Origin of the sequence: Ectothiorhodospira lacustris, from assembly GCF_022227785.1 — a bacterium.
Lineage (GTDB): Bacteria > Pseudomonadota > Gammaproteobacteria > Ectothiorhodospirales > Ectothiorhodospiraceae > Ectothiorhodospira > Ectothiorhodospira lacustris.
Window position 1 is genome coordinate 1 of sequence record NZ_JAJNQM010000076.1, and the last position, 16,954, is coordinate 16,954.

15 protein-coding genes and 1 tRNA gene are annotated in these 16,954 nt (G+C 61.8%); 11 read left to right on the forward strand and 5 right to left on the reverse strand.

Translation table 11 applies throughout. From position 1 onward, the window contains the following. The 3 genes from LQ952_RS12940 to LQ952_RS12950 form a co-directional block, all read left to right on the forward strand. Positions 1–677: PhnD/SsuA/transferrin family substrate-binding protein (locus LQ952_RS12940; RefSeq protein ID WP_238623051.1), on the forward strand; the 677-nt coding region annotated here is incomplete at its 5' end. Position 678: 1 nt separating this feature from the next. Next, entirely contained in the window at positions 679–2,136 is a 1,458-nt protein-coding gene (locus tag LQ952_RS12945; protein WP_238623052.1) for a sensor histidine kinase, read from the forward strand. Continuing rightward, on the forward strand, positions 2,136–3,503 hold the full coding sequence (locus LQ952_RS12950; protein ID WP_200172231.1) for a sigma-54-dependent transcriptional regulator: 1,368 nt from the start codon (positions 2,136–2,138) through the stop codon (positions 3,501–3,503). Before LQ952_RS12945 ends, LQ952_RS12950 begins: the two co-directional genes overlap by 1 nt. A gap of 1 nt (position 3,504) precedes the next feature. On the opposite strand, the gene LQ952_RS12955 is transcribed toward LQ952_RS12950, so the two are convergent. Both LQ952_RS12955 and LQ952_RS12960 read right to left on the reverse strand, forming a co-directional pair. Next, on the reverse strand, positions 3,505–5,109 hold the full coding sequence (locus LQ952_RS12955; protein WP_238623053.1) for a sensor domain-containing diguanylate cyclase: 1,605 nt from the start codon (positions 5,107–5,109) through the stop codon (positions 3,505–3,507). Between the two features lie 333 nt (positions 5,110–5,442). Beyond that, on the reverse strand, positions 5,443–6,024 hold the full coding sequence (locus LQ952_RS12960; RefSeq protein WP_200172227.1) for an RDD family protein: 582 nt from the start codon (positions 6,022–6,024) through the stop codon (positions 5,443–5,445). A 288-nt stretch (positions 6,025–6,312) separates the two neighbouring features. Between LQ952_RS12960 and kdpF the strand changes: the two genes are divergently transcribed. The 7 genes from kdpF to LQ952_RS12995 all read left to right on the forward strand — a co-directional run bounded on the left by kdpF (position 6,313) and on the right by LQ952_RS12995 (position 14,660). Beyond that, the gene (gene kdpF, locus LQ952_RS12965) at positions 6,313–6,405 is read left to right on the forward strand and encodes a K(+)-transporting ATPase subunit F (RefSeq protein WP_200172225.1); all 93 of its coding nucleotides are present in this window, start codon (positions 6,313–6,315) and stop codon (positions 6,403–6,405) included. Continuing rightward, complete coding sequence (kdpA, locus tag LQ952_RS12970; RefSeq protein WP_238623054.1) at positions 6,402–8,174, forward strand: potassium-transporting ATPase subunit KdpA; 1,773 nt, start codon at positions 6,402–6,404, stop codon at positions 8,172–8,174. Before kdpF ends, kdpA begins: the two co-directional genes overlap by 4 nt. Continuing rightward, complete coding sequence (kdpB, locus tag LQ952_RS12975; protein WP_200172222.1) at positions 8,174–10,234, forward strand: potassium-transporting ATPase subunit KdpB; 2,061 nt, start codon at positions 8,174–8,176, stop codon at positions 10,232–10,234. Before kdpA ends, kdpB begins: the two co-directional genes overlap by 1 nt. Positions 10,235–10,245: 11 nt before the next feature. After that, positions 10,246–10,851 carry a potassium-transporting ATPase subunit KdpC gene (gene kdpC, locus LQ952_RS12980; protein ID WP_238623055.1) on the forward strand — a complete coding sequence of 202 codons (606 nt, stop codon included), beginning with the start codon at positions 10,246–10,248 and terminating at the stop codon, positions 10,849–10,851. Next, positions 10,848–13,538 (forward strand): sensor histidine kinase, encoded by a 2,691-nt coding sequence (locus tag LQ952_RS12985; protein WP_238623056.1) that lies wholly within the window; start codon positions 10,848–10,850, stop codon positions 13,536–13,538. The genes kdpC and LQ952_RS12985 overlap by 4 nt, the downstream gene beginning before the upstream one ends. Next, on the forward strand, positions 13,535–14,263 hold the full coding sequence (locus LQ952_RS12990; protein WP_238623057.1) for a response regulator transcription factor: 729 nt from the start codon (positions 13,535–13,537) through the stop codon (positions 14,261–14,263). The genes LQ952_RS12985 and LQ952_RS12990 overlap by 4 nt, the downstream gene beginning before the upstream one ends. A 184-nt stretch (positions 14,264–14,447) precedes the next feature. After that, positions 14,448–14,660, forward strand: coding sequence for a hypothetical protein (locus LQ952_RS12995; protein ID WP_238623058.1), 213 nt, complete (start codon positions 14,448–14,450; stop codon positions 14,658–14,660). Positions 14,661–14,703: 43 nt separating this feature from the next. Here the strand turns inward: LQ952_RS12995 and LQ952_RS13000 are convergent, their stop codons facing one another. Next, positions 14,704–15,996: an arsenic transporter gene (locus LQ952_RS13000; RefSeq protein ID WP_430733774.1), complete on the reverse strand. Its 1,293-nt coding sequence runs from the start codon at positions 15,994–15,996 to the stop codon at positions 14,704–14,706. 201 nt (positions 15,997–16,197) lie between these two features. Between LQ952_RS13000 and arsC the strand changes: the two genes are divergently transcribed. Then, positions 16,198–16,629 (forward strand): arsenate reductase (thioredoxin), encoded by a 432-nt coding sequence (gene arsC / locus LQ952_RS13005; RefSeq protein WP_200172550.1) that lies wholly within the window; start codon positions 16,198–16,200, stop codon positions 16,627–16,629. A gap of 53 nt (positions 16,630–16,682) precedes the next feature. On the opposite strand, the gene LQ952_RS13010 is transcribed toward arsC, so the two are convergent. Together LQ952_RS13010 and LQ952_RS13015 are read right to left on the reverse strand one after the other, a co-directional pair. After that, a tRNA-Met gene (locus LQ952_RS13010) sits at positions 16,683–16,759 on the reverse strand. 67 nt (positions 16,760–16,826) lie between these two features. After that, the coding region (locus LQ952_RS13015; protein ID WP_238623059.1) for a DUF2818 family protein at positions 16,827–16,954 on the reverse strand (128 nt) is incomplete at its 5' end.

Here is a 16,954-nt window from a genome sequence, read left to right on the forward strand (position 1 = left end):
AACGGCCATTGCAGTTCGTGCAGCGACGCAGCTATGACGAGATCCTGCAATTGCTGCTGGAGGGGCGCATCGATTTCAGCTGGCTGTGCGGTTATCCCTACTGGCGTCATCGGCACCGCCTGGCCCTGGTCTCGGTACCGGTCTACGAGGGCGCGCCCCTCTACCGTGCCTACCTGATCCGCCACGCCGAGGACCCCCACCTCCAGGACCTGAACCGGCTGCGGGGTCGTACCTTCGCCTATTCGGATCCGGACTCCAATTCCGGCTATCTCTATGTGCGCCATCGCCTGCAACAACAGGGCCTCGACCCGGCGACCCTCTTCGGCCGCAGTTTCTTCACCCTGGCCCACCGCCGGGTCATCGAGGCCGTGGCGGTCCGGCTGGCGGATGCGGGCGCGGTGGATGGCTACGTCTGGGACGTGCTCTCCCGCCGCGCCCCCGGGATCACCGACGACACCCGTGTCATCGAACGCTCGGACCCCTTCGGTTTTCCCCCGGTGGTGGCCAGTCGGCACCTGGCGCCGACGTTGAGCGAATCCATGCAACGGGTGCTCAACGGGATGCACCGGGATGCGGACGGCCGAGCCCTGCTGGCGGAACTGGCCCTGGACCGTTTCGAGACCGCGGCCCCCGACCTCTATGAAGACATCGGTCGCATGGCGGACGGGGTGGCCTGACATGCTGCTGCTGCGCGATCTCAGCCTGCGCTACAAGATCCCCCTGCGGGCCGTGGTCCTGGTGCTGATCACGGCCACCCTGCTCACCGCCGTGCAGGTGCCGCGGGAACGGGATGAGCTGCAGCGGGACCTGGAGGAAAACGCCCGGCTGCTGGGCATTACTCTCACCCAGAACCTGGTGGTGCCCCTGATACAGGATGACGTCTGGCGGGCCTTTGAACTGCTGCGGTCACCGCTGTCCGAGGTTGACGACCGGGCGGCGGAGCGCCTGCCCTTCGCCCTGGTATTGTTTGACCGGGACCTGCGGGTGATGGCCAGCTCCGATCCCGCCCGCTATCCGGTGAACGCGGAGCCCGAGGCCCTGCCCCGGTTTCGCGGCATCGCCCCCTGGGTACGGGCATCCCCCACCCTGCCCGGGGCGCGGCCCTTGGTGGTGGACGAAAACACACTGGCCCTGGTGCTGCCGGTGGTGGCCGACGGCGTCACCCTGGGACATCTGGTCCTGGGCTATTCCCGGGACGGCATGCGTGCCCGCGCCGCCCGTCTGGTGCAGCAATCGGTGATCTACACCCTAGCCCTGCTGGCCCTGATCCTGCCCCTCACCTGGTACTGGGGGCAGCGCACCGCCAGACCGCTGATCAAGCTGGCCGACGGCATGGCGCAAGTGGGGGCCGGCCTGCCCGAGGATGCCGCCCTGGACCTGGAAGAGTCGGGGGACGAGATCGGCCGTGCCGGCGTGGCCTTTCGGCGCATGCTCTATGAACTGCGGCAGAAAGAGGCCCTGGAGCAGGAGGTGATGGTGAACGAACGGCTGGCGGCCGTGGGGCGCCTGGCCGCCGGCGTGGCCCATGAGATCAACAACCCTTTGGGGGGCATGCTCAATGCGGTAGATACCTTCAAGCGCTACGGTGGCGATGCCGAGCAGACGGCCCGTACCCTGTCCCTCATCGAACGGGGCCTGCTGCAGATCCGGGACACGGTCTCCGCCCTGTTGGTGGAGGCCCGCCCCTCGGGCAAGCCCCTGTCCCTGCAGGACTTTGAAGACTTGCATACCCTAGTGTCCGCCGACGCCCACCGACAACGGGTGAACTTTGACTGGCACGTGGCGCTGCCGGACGTGCCCCTGCCCTTGCCGGCCACCCTGGTCAGGCAGGTGGTGCTGAACCTGCTGCTCAACGCCCTGCAATCCACGCCGCCGGGCGAGATCATCACCGTCTGCGCCCACATCACGGGCGAATACCTGAGCATCCAGGTGATCAACGCAGGCCCCCTCATCCCGCCGGAACGCCTCGGTCACTTGTTCGAACCCTTCGCCGGAGATCACCCTCGCGGCCACGGCCTGGGCCTGTGGGTGAGCTACCAGATCGTCCAGCAGCTCAGAGGACAGATCGCCGTGGACAGCGACGAGAGTGGCACCGGCTTCACGGTAAGACTGCCCCTGTGCCACGAGGAGGATTGATGAAGACGAAGGCACGCATCCTGATCGTGGAAGACGACGCCATCATGGGTGAGTCCCTGCTGGATCGTTTCCGCCTGGAACACTACGACGCCCTCTGGTGCCGCTCCGCCGAAGACGCCCTGGCCCGCCTGTCCGCCCGGCCGGTGGACCTGGTCCTAAGCGACATTCGTCTTCCCGGGATGAACGGCCGTGCGCTGCTGGAGGCCGTCAACGGTCTGCCGACGGCACCACCGGTCATCCTCATCACCGGTTACGGCGCCATTCAGGAGGCGGTCTCGGCACTCAAGGCGGGGGCGGCGGACTATGTCACCAAACCTTTTGATCTGAACCGGCTGATGGAAAAGGTGGCGGGCCTGTGTCCCGAGCGAGAAGACCGGGAGGGTTTCCCGCCTCTGGGCGTCTCCGCGCAGATGCGGCAACTGGAGTCCCTGCTGCCCCGGGTGGCCGCCCAGGCCGGAACCATACTGATCACGGGAGAATCGGGCGTGGGCAAGGAACGGGTTGCCCGACGCCTGCATGATCTGTCTGGCGGTACCCCCGAATTCCCCTTTTTGGCCATCAACTGCGCCGCCCTGCCCCATCCCCTGCTGGAGGCCGAGCTGTTCGGCCATGAGAAGGGGGCCTTCACCGGTGCAGACCGCCGCCGTACCGGGCTGTTCGAGGCCGCGGGGAGCGGCAGCCTGTTCCTGGATGAGATCGGCGAACTGGATCTGTCCATGCAGGCCAAGCTGCTGCGGGCGGTGCAGGAACGGGAGGTGATGCCCATCGGCAGCCACAGTCCACGACGATTCGAGGCGCGACTGATCTTCGCCACCAACCGAAATCTGCGGGAGGAAGTGGAACAGGGCCGTTTCCGGGAGGACCTGTACTACCGGATCAACGTGATTCACCTGCACGTCCCGCCGCTGCGGGAGCGACGGGAGGACATCCCCTGGCTGGCCCAGGGGTTCGCGGCGGACTGTTCCCGCCGACAGGGCAAGCGCTGTGTGATCACGCCCCAGACGATGGATACCCTGTCGATCCATGATTGGCCGGGCAACGTGCGGGAACTCAAGCACGCCATCGAACGGGCCTGCATCCTGTCCGATTCACCGGTGATCCAGGGGAGTGATATTTTCAGGGAGCGTGACGCGGGCCTATCGGAAACCCACGCCGGGGACACCGGGACATCGGCTCCGGCGGCAACCCATCAGGACTTTGATCTATCCACCCATCTGCAACGCTGTGAGCGGGCCTTCATCCTGGAGGCCCTGCGGGCCAACGAGGGCAGGATCACCCAGACCGCCCAGGCCCTGGGCATCAGCCGCAAGAATCTGTGGGAAAAGATGCGGCGGCTGGGGCTGGGGGCTGATGGGCCGGGGCATTGACTTATTCCGAACATCCCACGCAGATGCGGTTACGCCCCCCGGATTTGGCCTGGTAAAGCAGCTTGTCGGCGGCAATCAGCAGCTCCTGCAGGCTCGTGTCCGGTCTGTGCTGACAGATGCCGATGCTGACCGTGACCGGTCTGGGAACCGGGAATCGATGGGCGGCAATGGCGGCACGGATCTTCTCGGCAATGTTCATTGCCGCGGCCTGATCCGTTTCAGGAAACAGGATGAGAAACTCCTCGCCCCCCCACCGCGCCACGCTGTCGGTGGCGCGAACCATGCTGCGCACCAGGGCCGCCAGTTCCTGGATGACGAAATCGCCCACATGATGGCCATGGGTGTCGTTGATCTGCTTGAAATGATCGATATCGAAGAGCATCAGTACGAAGGTGCCCTGATAGCGACAGACCCGCGAATACTCCTGCTCCAGCTGTTCGTTCATCTTGCGACGATTCATCAGGCCGGTCATGGAGTCGGTCTGGGACAGCCTTTCCAGCAACGCATTGTTGTGCTGAAGCTCCCGATTCTTCTGATACAAGGCGTGTTCCGTCACCGCCTCGATGGCCTGAGAAATGGTACCGATCTCGTTTTTCAATCCCGCCAGCGGCACCGACTGTCGTGTCTGTCCCAAGGCCTTGCCATCGACCACATCCCGAACCCGCTGCTCCAGCAGACGCAACGGCCCCACGATATGGGCGCTCAGGTTTCGTGCCATGGAGGCGGACAGCAACAACGCGATACACAGCACCACGGCCACGCTTTGCAGGATGCGCAACATGATGGGCAACAGGACTTCCCGCTTCTCCACCATGGTGACCACGGTCCAGTTCAGGGGCTCTTCATGAATGAACTGCACCATCCAGGTCCTTTGATCCACTGCCAGGAAGAGCTGACCGCTTCCCTCCCCCATCATCGGCGCCAGGCTGTCCCAACCGGCAAACCGGGTACCGATCAAGGCGTCCTGTGCATGAAACAGTATCCTGCCCTCATGATCCAGCACCAGGTTGCGGGCAGTGGTGAAGGAGGGATCGCGGGCGCCGATGACCTCCATCACCGCATCCACCAAAGCATCGACTGCCACCACGCCGCGCAGTCTGCCGTCATCGTCCAGCAATACCTGACTGAACGACACCAGCCACTCGTCCGACTTGATTTCACGGTAAGGGATGCCGCCCGACAATGCCGGGCCCGCTCGCACCCCCGCCTCATACCAGGGGCGGATACGGGGATCGAATCCGGGGGGCGGCACATAATCATTGATGACCAACCGACCGTCCTCGTAGGCTGCGAAGATGAAGTGTATGGTCGGATTGGCATCCTGCAGCACACGGAACAGTTCCAGGAGTTGCGACTCGTCACGGTAGTTCGTATCCATGGCCTGACGCACGGCATCTTTGGCGGCCAGGTACTGCACGACGGACCGCAGCGGCTGTACATAGCCCCGAATATGGTGAGCGGCGGCCATGTTCTTGTTGCGAATGACGGCCTGAGCCGAGTCGAGGCCGCTGTGATACAGCACGACCGACACCAGGGAGCCCAGCAGGATCACCATCGCCAGCGTCAGCAAGACCAGTTTTCCGAACAGCGTCTTCTGGAGGCTCATGCCGCCGGCGCCCCTGTTTTGACTGGTTGCCCCTGGATTGAGGGACAGGGAGAGGAAGGTATGCCGCAGGCGCCATGCCGGCGACCTGCTCCCGCCCATCTTACCAAACAGCGCCATCCTCACGCCGTCACTAACCCTCGCCGGCACCGCCGTCACTCCCGCGAAAGCGGGAGCCCAGGGGGAGCCCCCGCAACTGGATTCCCGCTTACGCGGGAATGTCGGCCTGGACAACCCCGCATCACCCTCACGCTCCCGGAATACCGCTTTGTGCGGGGTGTCCCGTCCGGAGCATCCCAGGACCTGCGGATGAGGCCGCTGACAATGAGGGCTGGTCTACGACTGCCTGACCACCAGCGTGGAGGCAATCAGGTCGTGGAGACCTTGCTTGCGCCGGGTAAAGGCGATCATCAGATAGCCGATGAACAGCAAAAGCGCCGAAAGGATCTTGGACCAGTAGCGGCCATTGGCGCGACCAAAGCCGATCCGGTTGCCGTCCATGTCCGTCACCCGCAGGCCCAGCATCCGCTTGCCGGGGGTGGATTGCCATTTCGAGGACTCGAACACCGTGTAATAGAGCCACCCCAGCAGCAGGGACAGCAGATTACCCATACCTTCCGCAACCAGAGTGATCTCCTGGCCAGTGGCCCCGCTTGCCGCCATGGATGCCCCCAGGGCAAAACCCAGCGGAACCGCCACCACGATGGTGATCAGGGTCAGGATGACCATGTCAATCACGAATGCCAGCAGGCGATACCAGAATCCGGCATCCCTGACCGAGGCTGAGGCGGGCGCAGCAGCGGCGCCCGCTCCCTCCGCCATGTCGGCCGGCAACGGCTGCGTCCCGAGGGACGCCCCGCAACCGGCGCAGAAACGTGCCGAATGATCGTTGTTGTGACCACATTGCGTGCAGTACATGATGACGCTCCCTGTATCGTCGAAGCTGGCTAAAAGGACTGCTCTGTGCTCGGTCGGTCTGCCTGCGTACAGCCAGGCATTGAAGAAAACCCGGTCTTGGCATGCCCACAACAATAATGGAGAGAACAGGCAAGACCTGGGCCGTCCCACAATAATTCACTTGGGCACCTCATCATTGTACAGCTGATAGCGCGCCTATCGGCGAACCCCGCCCCCTTAACACCACGTTAAGGCCGAAACACCTAATCTTTCCCTCCAGCGACAAGTCATTCACGCTCTGGAGGCATCATGACGATCCTTTACACGCTGTTCGGGCTCATGGCAGTTGGCCTGCTGGGCTATCTGATCTACGCCATGTTTGTCCCGGAGGCATTCCTATGACGATGATTGCACTGGCCCAGTTGCTTATCTTCACTGGCCTGCTATTACTGCTGGCCTGGCCGCTGGGCCTTTACATGGCCCGAGTGTTTTCCGGCGAACGGGTGTTGCTGCCCCCCCTTCTGAAACCCGTGGAACAGGCAGCCTATCGCCTCATGGGGATCGATCCGGATCAGCCCCAGGGCTGGAAGAGCTGGAGTGCATCGCTACTAGTCATGTCACTCGTAGCGATCGGTTTTCTATTTCTCCTGCAGATGCTTCAGGGGTGGCTGCCGGCCAATCCGGAAAACCTTCCGCCACCCGCCGTGCATTCGGCCATCAACGTGGCAGTGAGTTTCATCACCAACACCAACTGGCAGAACTACAGTGGCGAAGTGACATATTCCTACCTCACGCAGATGATGGGCCTTGGTGTACTCAATTTCCTGTCCGCCGCCCTGGGCATCGTGGTCCTGATCGCACTGATCCGTGCCATCACCGCCCACGGGACCGGTCATCTGGGGAATTTCTGGGTGGATCTGGTGCGCTGCCACCTGTACGTGCTGCTGCCCCTGGCGACCCTGCTGGCTCTGGTACTGATCTCCCAGGGGGTCGTGCAGACCTTCAGTCCCTATACCAAGGTGGATACGGTCATCGCCCATGCGCCCGCAGACTTGCAAACCGGCCACCTGGAAACGTTGCCCACCCAACAAACGATCCCCCTGGGTCCCGCAGCCTCCCAGATCGCCATCAAGCAGTTGGGCACCAATGGTGGTGGATTTTTCGGTACCAATTCGGCCCATCCCCTGGAAAACCCCACTGCACTCACCAATCTGCTACAGACCCTGGCCATCCTTCTGATCCCGGCGGCACTTACCTTCACCTTTGGACGCATGTCGCGCAATCCTGGACAGGGATGGCTGTTCCTGGGTGTGATGCTGACATTCTGGTTCACCGCGGTGGCCATCGTCACCGCCACGGAACAGATGGGTTCACCGCGCCTGGAAGTGCTGGGCGTTGATCAGATTGCCAGCAGTGAACAGCCCGGCGGCAATATGGAAGGCAAGGAGGCCAGACTGGGGATCGGCCAGTCCTCCCTATGGGCGGTGTCTGCCACGGTGACTTCCAATGGTTCCGTGAATTCCATGCATGCATCCTACCTGCCCATCAGCACGGCAGTGATCATGTCGGGCATGCAGATCGGTGGCCCGGTGTTCGGTGCCGTCGGGGGAGGGCTGCAGAATCTACTGCTCTTCACCCTACTGGCCGTGTTTCTAGCTAGTTTGATGGTGGGCCGCACGCCCTCGTTCATGGGCAAGCCTTTCGGCATGGCGGAGATCCGGCTGGCTACCTTGGGCATCCTGCTACCTGGGGCGGCGGTACTGCTGGGTATCACCTCATCACTGCTGATGCCGGGTTTGACGGATCACATGACCAATGGCGGCCCTCGGGGATTCAGTGAACTGCTGTATGCGTACTCGTCAGCCGGCTTTACCAATGGCAGTGCCTTCGCCGGCCTGAATGCCGACACTCCATGGTTCAATCTGAGCCTTGCCATGGTCATGCTGATCGGCCGCTTTGCGCCCATGCTCGCGGCCCTGGCTATTGCCGGGTATCTGGCACAGAAATCAGCCACCGTGGACGAAAGGAATAGCGTACGCACCACCACCCCTCTGTTTGCCCTGTTGTTGATACTGACCTTTATCGTGATCGGTGGACTGGGTTTCCTGCCGGCTCAAATCGCCGGCCCCATCCTGGAAGCCGTCCTGCTCGCCCATCCGGAGGCATTTTGATGAATACGGTAGGACTGTCTGGAATCTTTTTTGATGCCCGTGTGCTGCGGGAAAGTCTGCGGCTGTTGGGGCCTGGACAGCAATTGCGAAACCCCATCATCTTCGTCGTCTGGGTCAGCGCCTGCCTGGGATTGATCCTGAGCATACTGGCCGCCTTCGGCATGGCGGTGGGGCAATTCCCGATGGTGGCCAGCATCACGCTATGGCTATGGCTCACGGTCCTGTTCAGCAACTGGGTGCAGAGCGTGGCCATGGCCCGAGGGCGCGCTCACGCTCAGGAACTGCGCCGTTCACAGCCACAAGGGCTGGCCTATCGCCTGACGGCGCCGCACCGCGATGCCCCTGGAGAACCAGTCATGGTCGGCGACCTGCAAACCGGTGACTGGGTTCTGGTACAGGCCGGACAACTCATCCCCGCAGACGGCGTGGTCGAAGAGGGCGTGGCTACCGTCGACGAGAGTGCCATCACCGGGGAGTCCGCGCCGGTCATCAGAGAAGGTTGCCGAGACCGTCATCAGGTCCTGGGCGGTACCCGGGTGGTTTCCGACTGGCTCATTGTAAAACTGAGATATACCCGTGAAGGCACCTTCATTGACAGAATGGTGACCATGGTGGAGAGCAGTCAGAGGCACAAGACGCCCACCGAACTGGCCCTGTTCATCTTCCTGATATTCCTGACCATCGTTTCCTTGCTGGTTGTGGTGAGCATTCTGCCCATATCCCATTTCGGTGCTGCTTATGGCGGCGGCAGCCCTCTGGAGCTGATCGTCATCGTCGGTCTGCTGGTCTGTCTGCTGCCCACCACCATCGGTGCCTTGCTCTCCTGCATCAGCCTTTCCGGCCTGACGCGCCTGGGCCAACACAATGTCCTGGCCACCGACAGTCATGCGGTGGAAGTGGCAGGGGATGTGGAGGTCGCGCTACTGGACAAGACTGGCACGATCACTCTGGGCAACCGGGAGGCCTGGCAGCTGATCCCCGCCCCCGGCGTGACGGCACAGGTTCTGGCAGAGGCTGCCGGGCTGGCCTCCATCTCCGACGATACGCCAGAGGGGCGAAGCATCCTGTCACTGGTACAAAGGGAGCAGGGCTTCGCCCCCCCCAGCCTTCCCGCAACAGCAAGACTGATCCCTTTCAGCGCCACGACGCGCATGAGCGGCATCGACATGGCGCAAGAGGGACGTACCGTGCGCAAGGGTGCCGCCGATGCCATTCGCAAACACCTGCAGGCAGAGGGTGGCACGTGGCCCGAAGCTTTGGATTTCGAGGTTCGACGCATCGCTGGTGAGGGTGGCACCCCCCTGGTCGTGGCCGAAGGCCAGCAAGTGCTGGGGACCATCGCTCTGAGAGACAAGATCAAGCCAGGCATCGGTGAGCGCATTGCCGAACTGCGCAAGATGGGCATCCACACGGTGATGATTACGGGTGACAACCCCCTCACTGCCGCCGGCATCGCCGCCGAGGTGGGCGTGGACGAATTCGTCGCTGAGGCCACACCCGAGGACAAACTGGCATTGATTCGTAAGTACCAGACCCAGGGAAAAGTGATCGCCATGAGTGGTGATGGAACCAATGACGCCCCGGCCCTGGCCCAGGCCGACCTGGGTATTTCCATGGGTTCCGGCACACAGGTGGCCAAAGAGGCCGGGAACATGCTGGATCTGGATGCCGATCCCACGAAGATTCGGTATATCGTCGGCATCGGCCGGCAGATCCTGATGGCCAGAGGCGCGGTCACCAGCTTCGGTCTCGCCAACGATGTGGCACGCTTTCTGGTACTCGTTCCCATGGTGCTGGCAGCCACCTTCCCGGCACTGGATGCCCTGAACATACTGCACCTGGGCAGCCCGGAATCGGCCATTCTTGCAGCAGTGATCTTTAATGCCTTGATGATCCCGCTGCTCACCCCGGTGGCGCTACACGGTGTCCGATACACCCCAGCGCGACCCACCGGGCTGCTGCGGCGAAACCTGATCATCTACGGCCTGGGTGGACTGCTGCTGCCGGTGGCAGGCATCAAGATAATCGACCTGTTGCTGGTGGCATCGGGTCTTTTCTGAGAGAAACCATCATGAGACTGATCATTCAACGTTCCCTGGTATTCATGGCGTTGCTCATCTTGCTGACGGGCGTGGCCTATCCCCTGGCCATCACCGGCATGGCCCAGGTGCTGTTTCCTCACCAGGCCAACGGCAGCATCATGGAAGACCAAGGCCATCAGATAGGTGCTTACCACTTGGGACAGGCATTTGCAGGGCCGGCGTATTTCTGGTCCCGTCCCTCCTTGACCGGAGATACTCCCTACGACGGCCTGAACTCCGATGCCAGCAACCTCGGCCCTCTCGAACCGGGCCTGATCGAGGAAGTTCAGGCTCGCATCCATGCGTTGCGAGGTCTGGAAGGTCAGAATCCCGAAAGACCGCTGCCGGTGGACCTGGTCACGGCCTCTGCCAGCGGGCTAGACCCTCACATCAGCCGGGCCGCTGCCCTCTACCAGGCGGAGCGGGTAGCCATGGCCAGAAACATGCCTCTTGAAACCATTCATGATCTCATCGAGACCCATGCGCAAGGGCGTTGGCTGGGTCTCTTCGGCGAGCGGACAGTGCACGTGGTGAGCCTGAATCGAGCCCTGGATCATCGGTACATGGCGGGTGTCACCGGAGTGAGCACCCCATGACCCGATCAAGGAGCGGCTTCGGTCGCCTGAAGATCTATTTTGGGTATGCCGCGGGTGTGGGTAAAACGCACACCATGCTTGAAGTGGCCGTCCGTGCCCGACAGGCAGGCCAGGATGTGGTGGCCGGTTATATAGAGCCTCATGGAAGGGAGGAAATCGACCAGCTTGCGCAACACCTGGAACAGCTACCCTTCAGAAAGACCTCTTATCAGGGGCTGACCATGCAGGAGTTCGACCTCCAGGCCGCACTGGAACGAAAGCCTGAAATCCTGTTGGTGGACGAGTTGCCCCATAGCAACGCCCCGGACGCCAGGCACCCCAAACGCTACCAGGACATCGCTGAATTGCAGCGGGCGGGCATTGATGTCTGGACCACCATGAACGTTCAGCATTTGGAGGGCTTGAATGACCTGGTGGAGCGCCTGACTGGGATTGTGGTTCAGGAACTGGTGCCAGATAGTGTGTTTGATCAGGCCGATGATGTGGAACTGATTGATCTACCCCCCGAGGAACTATTGGAACGGTTTCATCAGGGCAAGGTTTATGCCCCCGAGAAGGCACAGCGTGCAATGGGGCAGTTCTTCCGTCGCACCAATCTGTTTGCCCTGCGGGAACTGGCCCTGCGACGCACTGCTGAACGCGTCGGCCGGCAGGGTTATCGGGAAACGGGAAGCGAACGCCTCAGGCAGCATATCAGCAGTGGTGAACGCATCCTTGTGTGTATCGCCCCGCGCAAGACCACGGAACGGGTTCTGCGCACTGCACAACGCATGGCTTCGGCCTTTCAGGCCCCTTGGACCGCTCTGTACGTACAGACGCCGGACCTGAGTTCGGAAGACCCGGAGATTCAACATAAGGTCAATGAGCACCTTGCCCATGCCGGTCGTCTTGGGGCGGATACGGTCACTATATCCGCCGAGAACGCAGTGGATGGCATCGTAGCCCACGCCCGGCAACATGGTTTTACTCAGATCATCGTCGGATGCCACGAGGCATTTCTCCGACGGCGACGGTTCGGTCGCTCCATAACCCGACGTCTACTCAGCCAAGGCGGCAGCTTCGATGTGCATGTGGTCAGCGCGGGAAAGGATGATCGGCCTCCGCGCACCATCACACAAAGATCGGAAACCCACCCGGTCCTGCCTCACCACTGGCTGGAAGCCGGCAGCGCCCTGGCCCTGGCCACGGGCATCGCCTTTGGGTTCAGGGAGATGGGACTGGCGGAGGCCAATATCATCATGGCCTACCTGGCAGCCGTCGTCTTCGCTGCGGTCCGCGCGCCCTTGAAGGTGGCATTGATCAGTTCAGGCCTTGCCGTGCTGCTTTACGACCTGTTCTTTACTGCCCCTTTCTACACGGTGGTCGTGGATGATATCCAGTACCTCTTCACTTTTGGTGTCATGGGTCTCGTCGCCCTCACGATCACGACCCTGACCGCTCGCGTCCGTCGCCATGCCCGGATCGCCGAGGATCTCCAACAGCGCGCGGAACGCCTGTCCAAGCTGGCTCGCACACTGAGCGGACAAAGTGGCCAAACCCGTCTCGTACAGGTCGCCGAGGCCGAACTGCGCGAGATATTTCCTATCCATGTAAGGATGCTGCTGCCCGACAGACAAGGGCGTATCAACCCCGGCCCCGTTAACCTGCCGCCTATCCGGGATCTGACCAAGGACGAACTGGCCCTGGCCGAGTGGGTACTGAACAACGGCGTACCTGCGGGGCGTGGGACCGATACCCTACCGGGCAACCCAGGCCTGCTACTACCTCTGGGTGGCTCGGGGCGCACCCTGGGAGTGGTCATACTGCACCGGACCAATAACTCTCAAGACCCACTCTGGCCCGCGGAAGAATGGCGTTTGCCGAAGGCCTGTCTGTTACAGGTGAGCATCGCCCTCGAGCGGGAATACCTGTCCGAGATCTCCCGCAATACCGAGGTCCAGGTTGAGACGGAACGGCTGCGCTCGGCGATACTCAGTTCGGTCTCCCATGATCTTCGCACCCCCTTGTCCACCATCCTCGGGGCGGCCTCTTCTCTACAGTCCATGCCGGCGGACTGCCCCACGGGAGTCTGGCAGGATCTTTTACATCGTATCGTTAACGAAGCCGTGGAGATGGAAAAGCTTATTGAAGACCTGGTCAGCATGAGTCGACTGGAGGCACAGGGAGAGCGGATGGTTCAGTTGAGCTGGCAGGAGATTGATGATGTGGTCAACGCCACCCTCAATCGCATGCGATCCCACCTGGCGAATCGCCCCATTCATTGCATTCTGGATGAGTCCCTGCCTACCACCGCAATGGATCCCGTGCTGATTCAACAGGTATTGAGCAATCTGCTAGAGAATGCCATCACCTATTCTGCCGACAGGTCACCGGTCGGTATCAGCGTGACCGAGGAAAGCGGCGTGATCATCTTCAGTATCAGTGACCGGGGGCCCGGCATCCCCGAGGAGGACCGTGAACGGGTCTTCACGAAATTCTATCGGGGTCCCAATGCCTCGGACAGCCGCGGGCTGGGTATCGGCCTGAACATCTGCAAAGCCATTGTCGAGGCCCATCGTGGACGCTTGTGGATCGAAGACAATCCCGGCGGCGGGGCGGTGTTCAGATTCTCCCTCCCGGTCAGCGGCTGGCCGCCACTGCCCCGGCCGTCCACCAATGCCACCGAAGCCGCCGAAGCCAACGCATGAAATCCCTGGTCAAGCCCAGCATTCTGGTCGTGGAAGACGACGCATCCCTGGCCGCTGTGCTGGTGTCCACCCTGCAGATGCACGGCTTTGAGATCACCCACGCCGCCAAAGCCTCGAATGCCCTGGCACTGCTTGAACAATGCCAATTGGACCTGATACTCCTGGATCTGGGATTACCGGACATGAATGGTATTGAAGTCATCCCTCGCATCCGCGCCTGGAGCCAGATGCCCATCATCGTACTTTCGGCCCGTGGCCATGAAAATGACAAGGTGACAGCACTCAACCTGGGAGCGGATGACTACCTGACCAAGCCCTTCGGCACCGGCGAGTTGCTGGCCCGAATCCGGGTGGCGCTCCGCCACCGGGACCAGCGGAATGAATCCCGCCCCGAACAGCCGGTACTGCGCTGCGGGGCACTGGAAATTCATCTGGCGCGGCACGAAGTGCACAGGGATCACCATCGAATCATCCTGACACCCACCGAATATGATCTGCTGGTCTGCCTGGCCCATCGCCAGGGCCAAGTGGTCACTCACAAGCAGATCCTGAAAACTGTCTGGGGCAGCACCGCAAACACCCATCAATCCGATTCATTGCGGGTATTTATTCGAACCTTGCGAAAAAAAATTGAACCGGATCCCGCCCGCCCCACCTATCTGATCACGGAAGTCGGTATTGGATATCGCTTGACCGAGCCCGGCATGATGCCGGCCGGGCCGTAGCTTGGCTCTTGGCGGTCCTGGTATTCGGCTACATGCTGGCGGTGGCCCACACCAAACAGGCCCTTCCCTTCTGATCCCCTTCATTATGCACGGTGCCGCCCTCCCCACCCTCCCAAGACAGACCTAGAAGCATTACAGTGTCGCCCCTCACCGGCTGGTATTCCTGCCCCGCATGATCCAGCTGATGCTGACGATAGTCTTCGGATTTCTCATGACCACCTATCCCCACTGGATGAACGGCACCGAAATTCCCTGGTTCCGCTATGTGCCAGCCTGGGCCGGACTCACCGGTGGCATGACGCTGTTCTATCTGGGACTGTTCACCCAAACAGTGTGGATCACCCTGAGTCTTGTGCTCTTTCTGGCCGTCTGGGCCTGGGCACTGGCGGCACTGTAGGCGGTGTATCGTGGCGCCCCCACCACCGAGCGGCGGTACCCGCTCAGCGGATCAGCGACAGCCAGCCGGCCAGGGCCAGCAGCGTGACCAGCAGCACCGGCGGCGTGATCAGGATGCCGATCCTGAAATACTGGCCCCAGGTGATCTTGATGCCTCGTCGCGCCAGCACGTGCAGCCACAACAGGGTGGCCAGGCTGCCGATGGGGGTGATCTTCGGCCCCAGGTCCGAACCGATGATGTTGGCATAGATCATCGCCTCCTTGACCACGCCGGTGACGTTGGCCTCGTCGATGGACAGGGCCACCACCATCACCCCGGGCATGTTGTTCATGATGGAGGAGAAGAAGGCGGCGATGAAGCCGGTACCCACCGCCGCCGCCGTCACCCCATACTGACCGATCCAGTTCAGAGCGATGGCGATGTCCGCCGTCAACCCGGCATTGCGCAGGCCGTAGACCACCAGATACATGCCCACGGAGAAGATCACGATCTGCCAGGGGGCGCTGACGAAGACCCGGCGGGTGGAAATCACATGTCCCCGGGCGGCCACCGCCAGCAGGATGGCGGCACCCAGCCCCACCATGGCGGAGATGGGCACGCCCATGGGCTCGATCACCAAAAAGCAGAACAGCAGCAGGGCCAACACCACCCAGCCCGCCTTGAATACGGCCGGGTCCTTGATGGCCTGTTCGGGCCTGCGCAGACCGTCGAGGCTGTAGGTGCGGGGGATCTGTTTGCGGAAGAACAGATACAGGATACCCAGCGAGGCGGTCACCGAGACGGCGTTCACCACCATCATCACGGCGGCGTACTCGCGGAAGTTGATACCGAAGAAATCCGCCGAGACGATGTTTACCAGGTTGGAGGTGACCAGGGGCAGACTGGCGGTGTCGGCGATGAAGCCTGCGGCGATGACGAAGGCAAAGGCCGCCCCGGCGGTGAAGCCCAGGGCCAGGAGCATCTCCAGCACGATGGGGGTGAGCATGAGGGCGGCGCCGTCGTTGGCAAACATGGCGGCCACTGCGGCGCCCAGCAGGATGATGAACGCGTACAGGCGCAGGCCGCTCCCCTTGCCCCAGCGAGCCACGTGCAGGGCCGCCCATTCAAAGAATCCGGCCTCATCCAGGATCAGGGAGATGATGATGATGAATACGAAGGTGAGCGTGGCGTTCCAGACGATGTCCACCACGATGGGCACGTCGGAGAACTGCACCACCCCCGTGGCCAGGGCCAGGGCCGCGCCGCCCAAGGCGCTCCAGCCGATACCAAGCCCCTTGGGCTGCCAGATGACGAAGGTGATGGTGACGATGAAGATCGTCAGGGCGGTCAACAACATGGATATGTCCTGTGGTCGGGTTCAGTCAGACAGCCACTGCCGCACCTCGCCATGGCCTTCGGCATGGAAGCGCTGTGCACCAGGGTGAAGATTTCCAGCATGCACTATGCCGGGTCATTCATTAGTCATGAGAGATAAGATATAGTCCATACCGCATATTCGCAAGAACAAATATCTATTCACCCACCAAGGCACAGCCCCATGACTTCATCAAATAATCCCAGCATCCTGTTCCTCTGCACCGGCAACTCCTGCCGTTCCCAGATGGCTGAAGGCTTTGCCCGTCATCTGGGAGGCGACGCCTTCCGGATCCAGTCGGCGGGGATCGAGGCCCACGGCAAGAACCCCCGGGCCATCCTGGCCATGGCGGAACTGGGGATCGACATCAGCGGCCAGGAATCCACCCGCGTCACCGATGCCATGCTGGTGGAGGCGGATCTGGTGGTGACGGTCTGTGGGCACGCGGATGAACATTGCCCCCTGCTGCCTCCGGGCACACGGCGCCTGCACTGGCCCCTGACGGACCCGGCCAAGGCCACCGGCACCGAGGAAGAGATCAACCTGGCCTTCAGGCAGATACGGGACGAGATCCGGGCGCGGGTGAGCACCCTGCTGGCAGATCTGAAGCGCTGAAACGAAAAAACCCGCGCCGGGATGACCGACGCGGGTTTTTTGTACTTCGAATGTGGTAGCGGGGGCAGGATTCGAACCTGCGACCTTCGGGTTATGAGCCCGACGAGCTGCCAGACTGCTCCACCCCGCAACTGAAGATATGTATACTACCGATCTTGCCCGGATAATACAAGGGTTTCATCCAACTTTTTTGCAACTCATGCACCACGGTGGACCAGGTGTCGGCGCAGATCATGTCGATAGATGAATCCGGGCATGGCAAACACGGCAAACATGGACAGGGTGATGGCATAGAACTGCCAGCCCTGGGTATGGATCGTGCCGG

What these genes read in the sequence shown, in the direction of transcription:
- LQ952_RS12945 (WP_238623052.1), top strand. Translation starts at nt 679, where the DNA reads ATGCTGCTGCTGCGCGATCTCAGCCTGCGCTACAAGATCCCCCTGCGG.
- LQ952_RS12950 (WP_200172231.1), top strand. Translation starts at nt 2,136, where the DNA reads ATGAAGACGAAGGCACGCATCCTGATCGTGGAAGACGACGCCATCATG.
- LQ952_RS12955 (WP_238623053.1), bottom strand. Translation starts at nt 5,109, where the DNA reads ATGAGCCTCCAGAAGACGCTGTTCGGAAAACTGGTCTTGCTGACGCTG.
- LQ952_RS12960 (WP_200172227.1), bottom strand. Translation starts at nt 6,024, where the DNA reads ATGTACTGCACGCAATGTGGTCACAACAACGATCATTCGGCACGTTTC.
- kdpF (WP_200172225.1), top strand. Translation starts at nt 6,313, where the DNA reads ATGACGATCCTTTACACGCTGTTCGGGCTCATGGCAGTTGGCCTGCTG.
- kdpA (WP_238623054.1), top strand. Translation starts at nt 6,402, where the DNA reads ATGACGATGATTGCACTGGCCCAGTTGCTTATCTTCACTGGCCTGCTA.
- kdpB (WP_200172222.1), top strand. Translation starts at nt 8,174, where the DNA reads ATGAATACGGTAGGACTGTCTGGAATCTTTTTTGATGCCCGTGTGCTG.
- kdpC (WP_238623055.1), top strand. Translation starts at nt 10,246, where the DNA reads ATGAGACTGATCATTCAACGTTCCCTGGTATTCATGGCGTTGCTCATC.
- LQ952_RS12985 (WP_238623056.1), top strand. Translation starts at nt 10,848, where the DNA reads ATGACCCGATCAAGGAGCGGCTTCGGTCGCCTGAAGATCTATTTTGGG.
- LQ952_RS12990 (WP_238623057.1), top strand. Translation starts at nt 13,535, where the DNA reads ATGAAATCCCTGGTCAAGCCCAGCATTCTGGTCGTGGAAGACGACGCA.
- LQ952_RS12995 (WP_238623058.1), top strand. Translation starts at nt 14,448, where the DNA reads ATGCTGACGATAGTCTTCGGATTTCTCATGACCACCTATCCCCACTGG.
- LQ952_RS13000 (WP_430733774.1), bottom strand. Translation starts at nt 15,996, where the DNA reads ATGTTGTTGACCGCCCTGACGATCTTCATCGTCACCATCACCTTCGTC.
- arsC (WP_200172550.1), top strand. Translation starts at nt 16,198, where the DNA reads ATGACTTCATCAAATAATCCCAGCATCCTGTTCCTCTGCACCGGCAAC.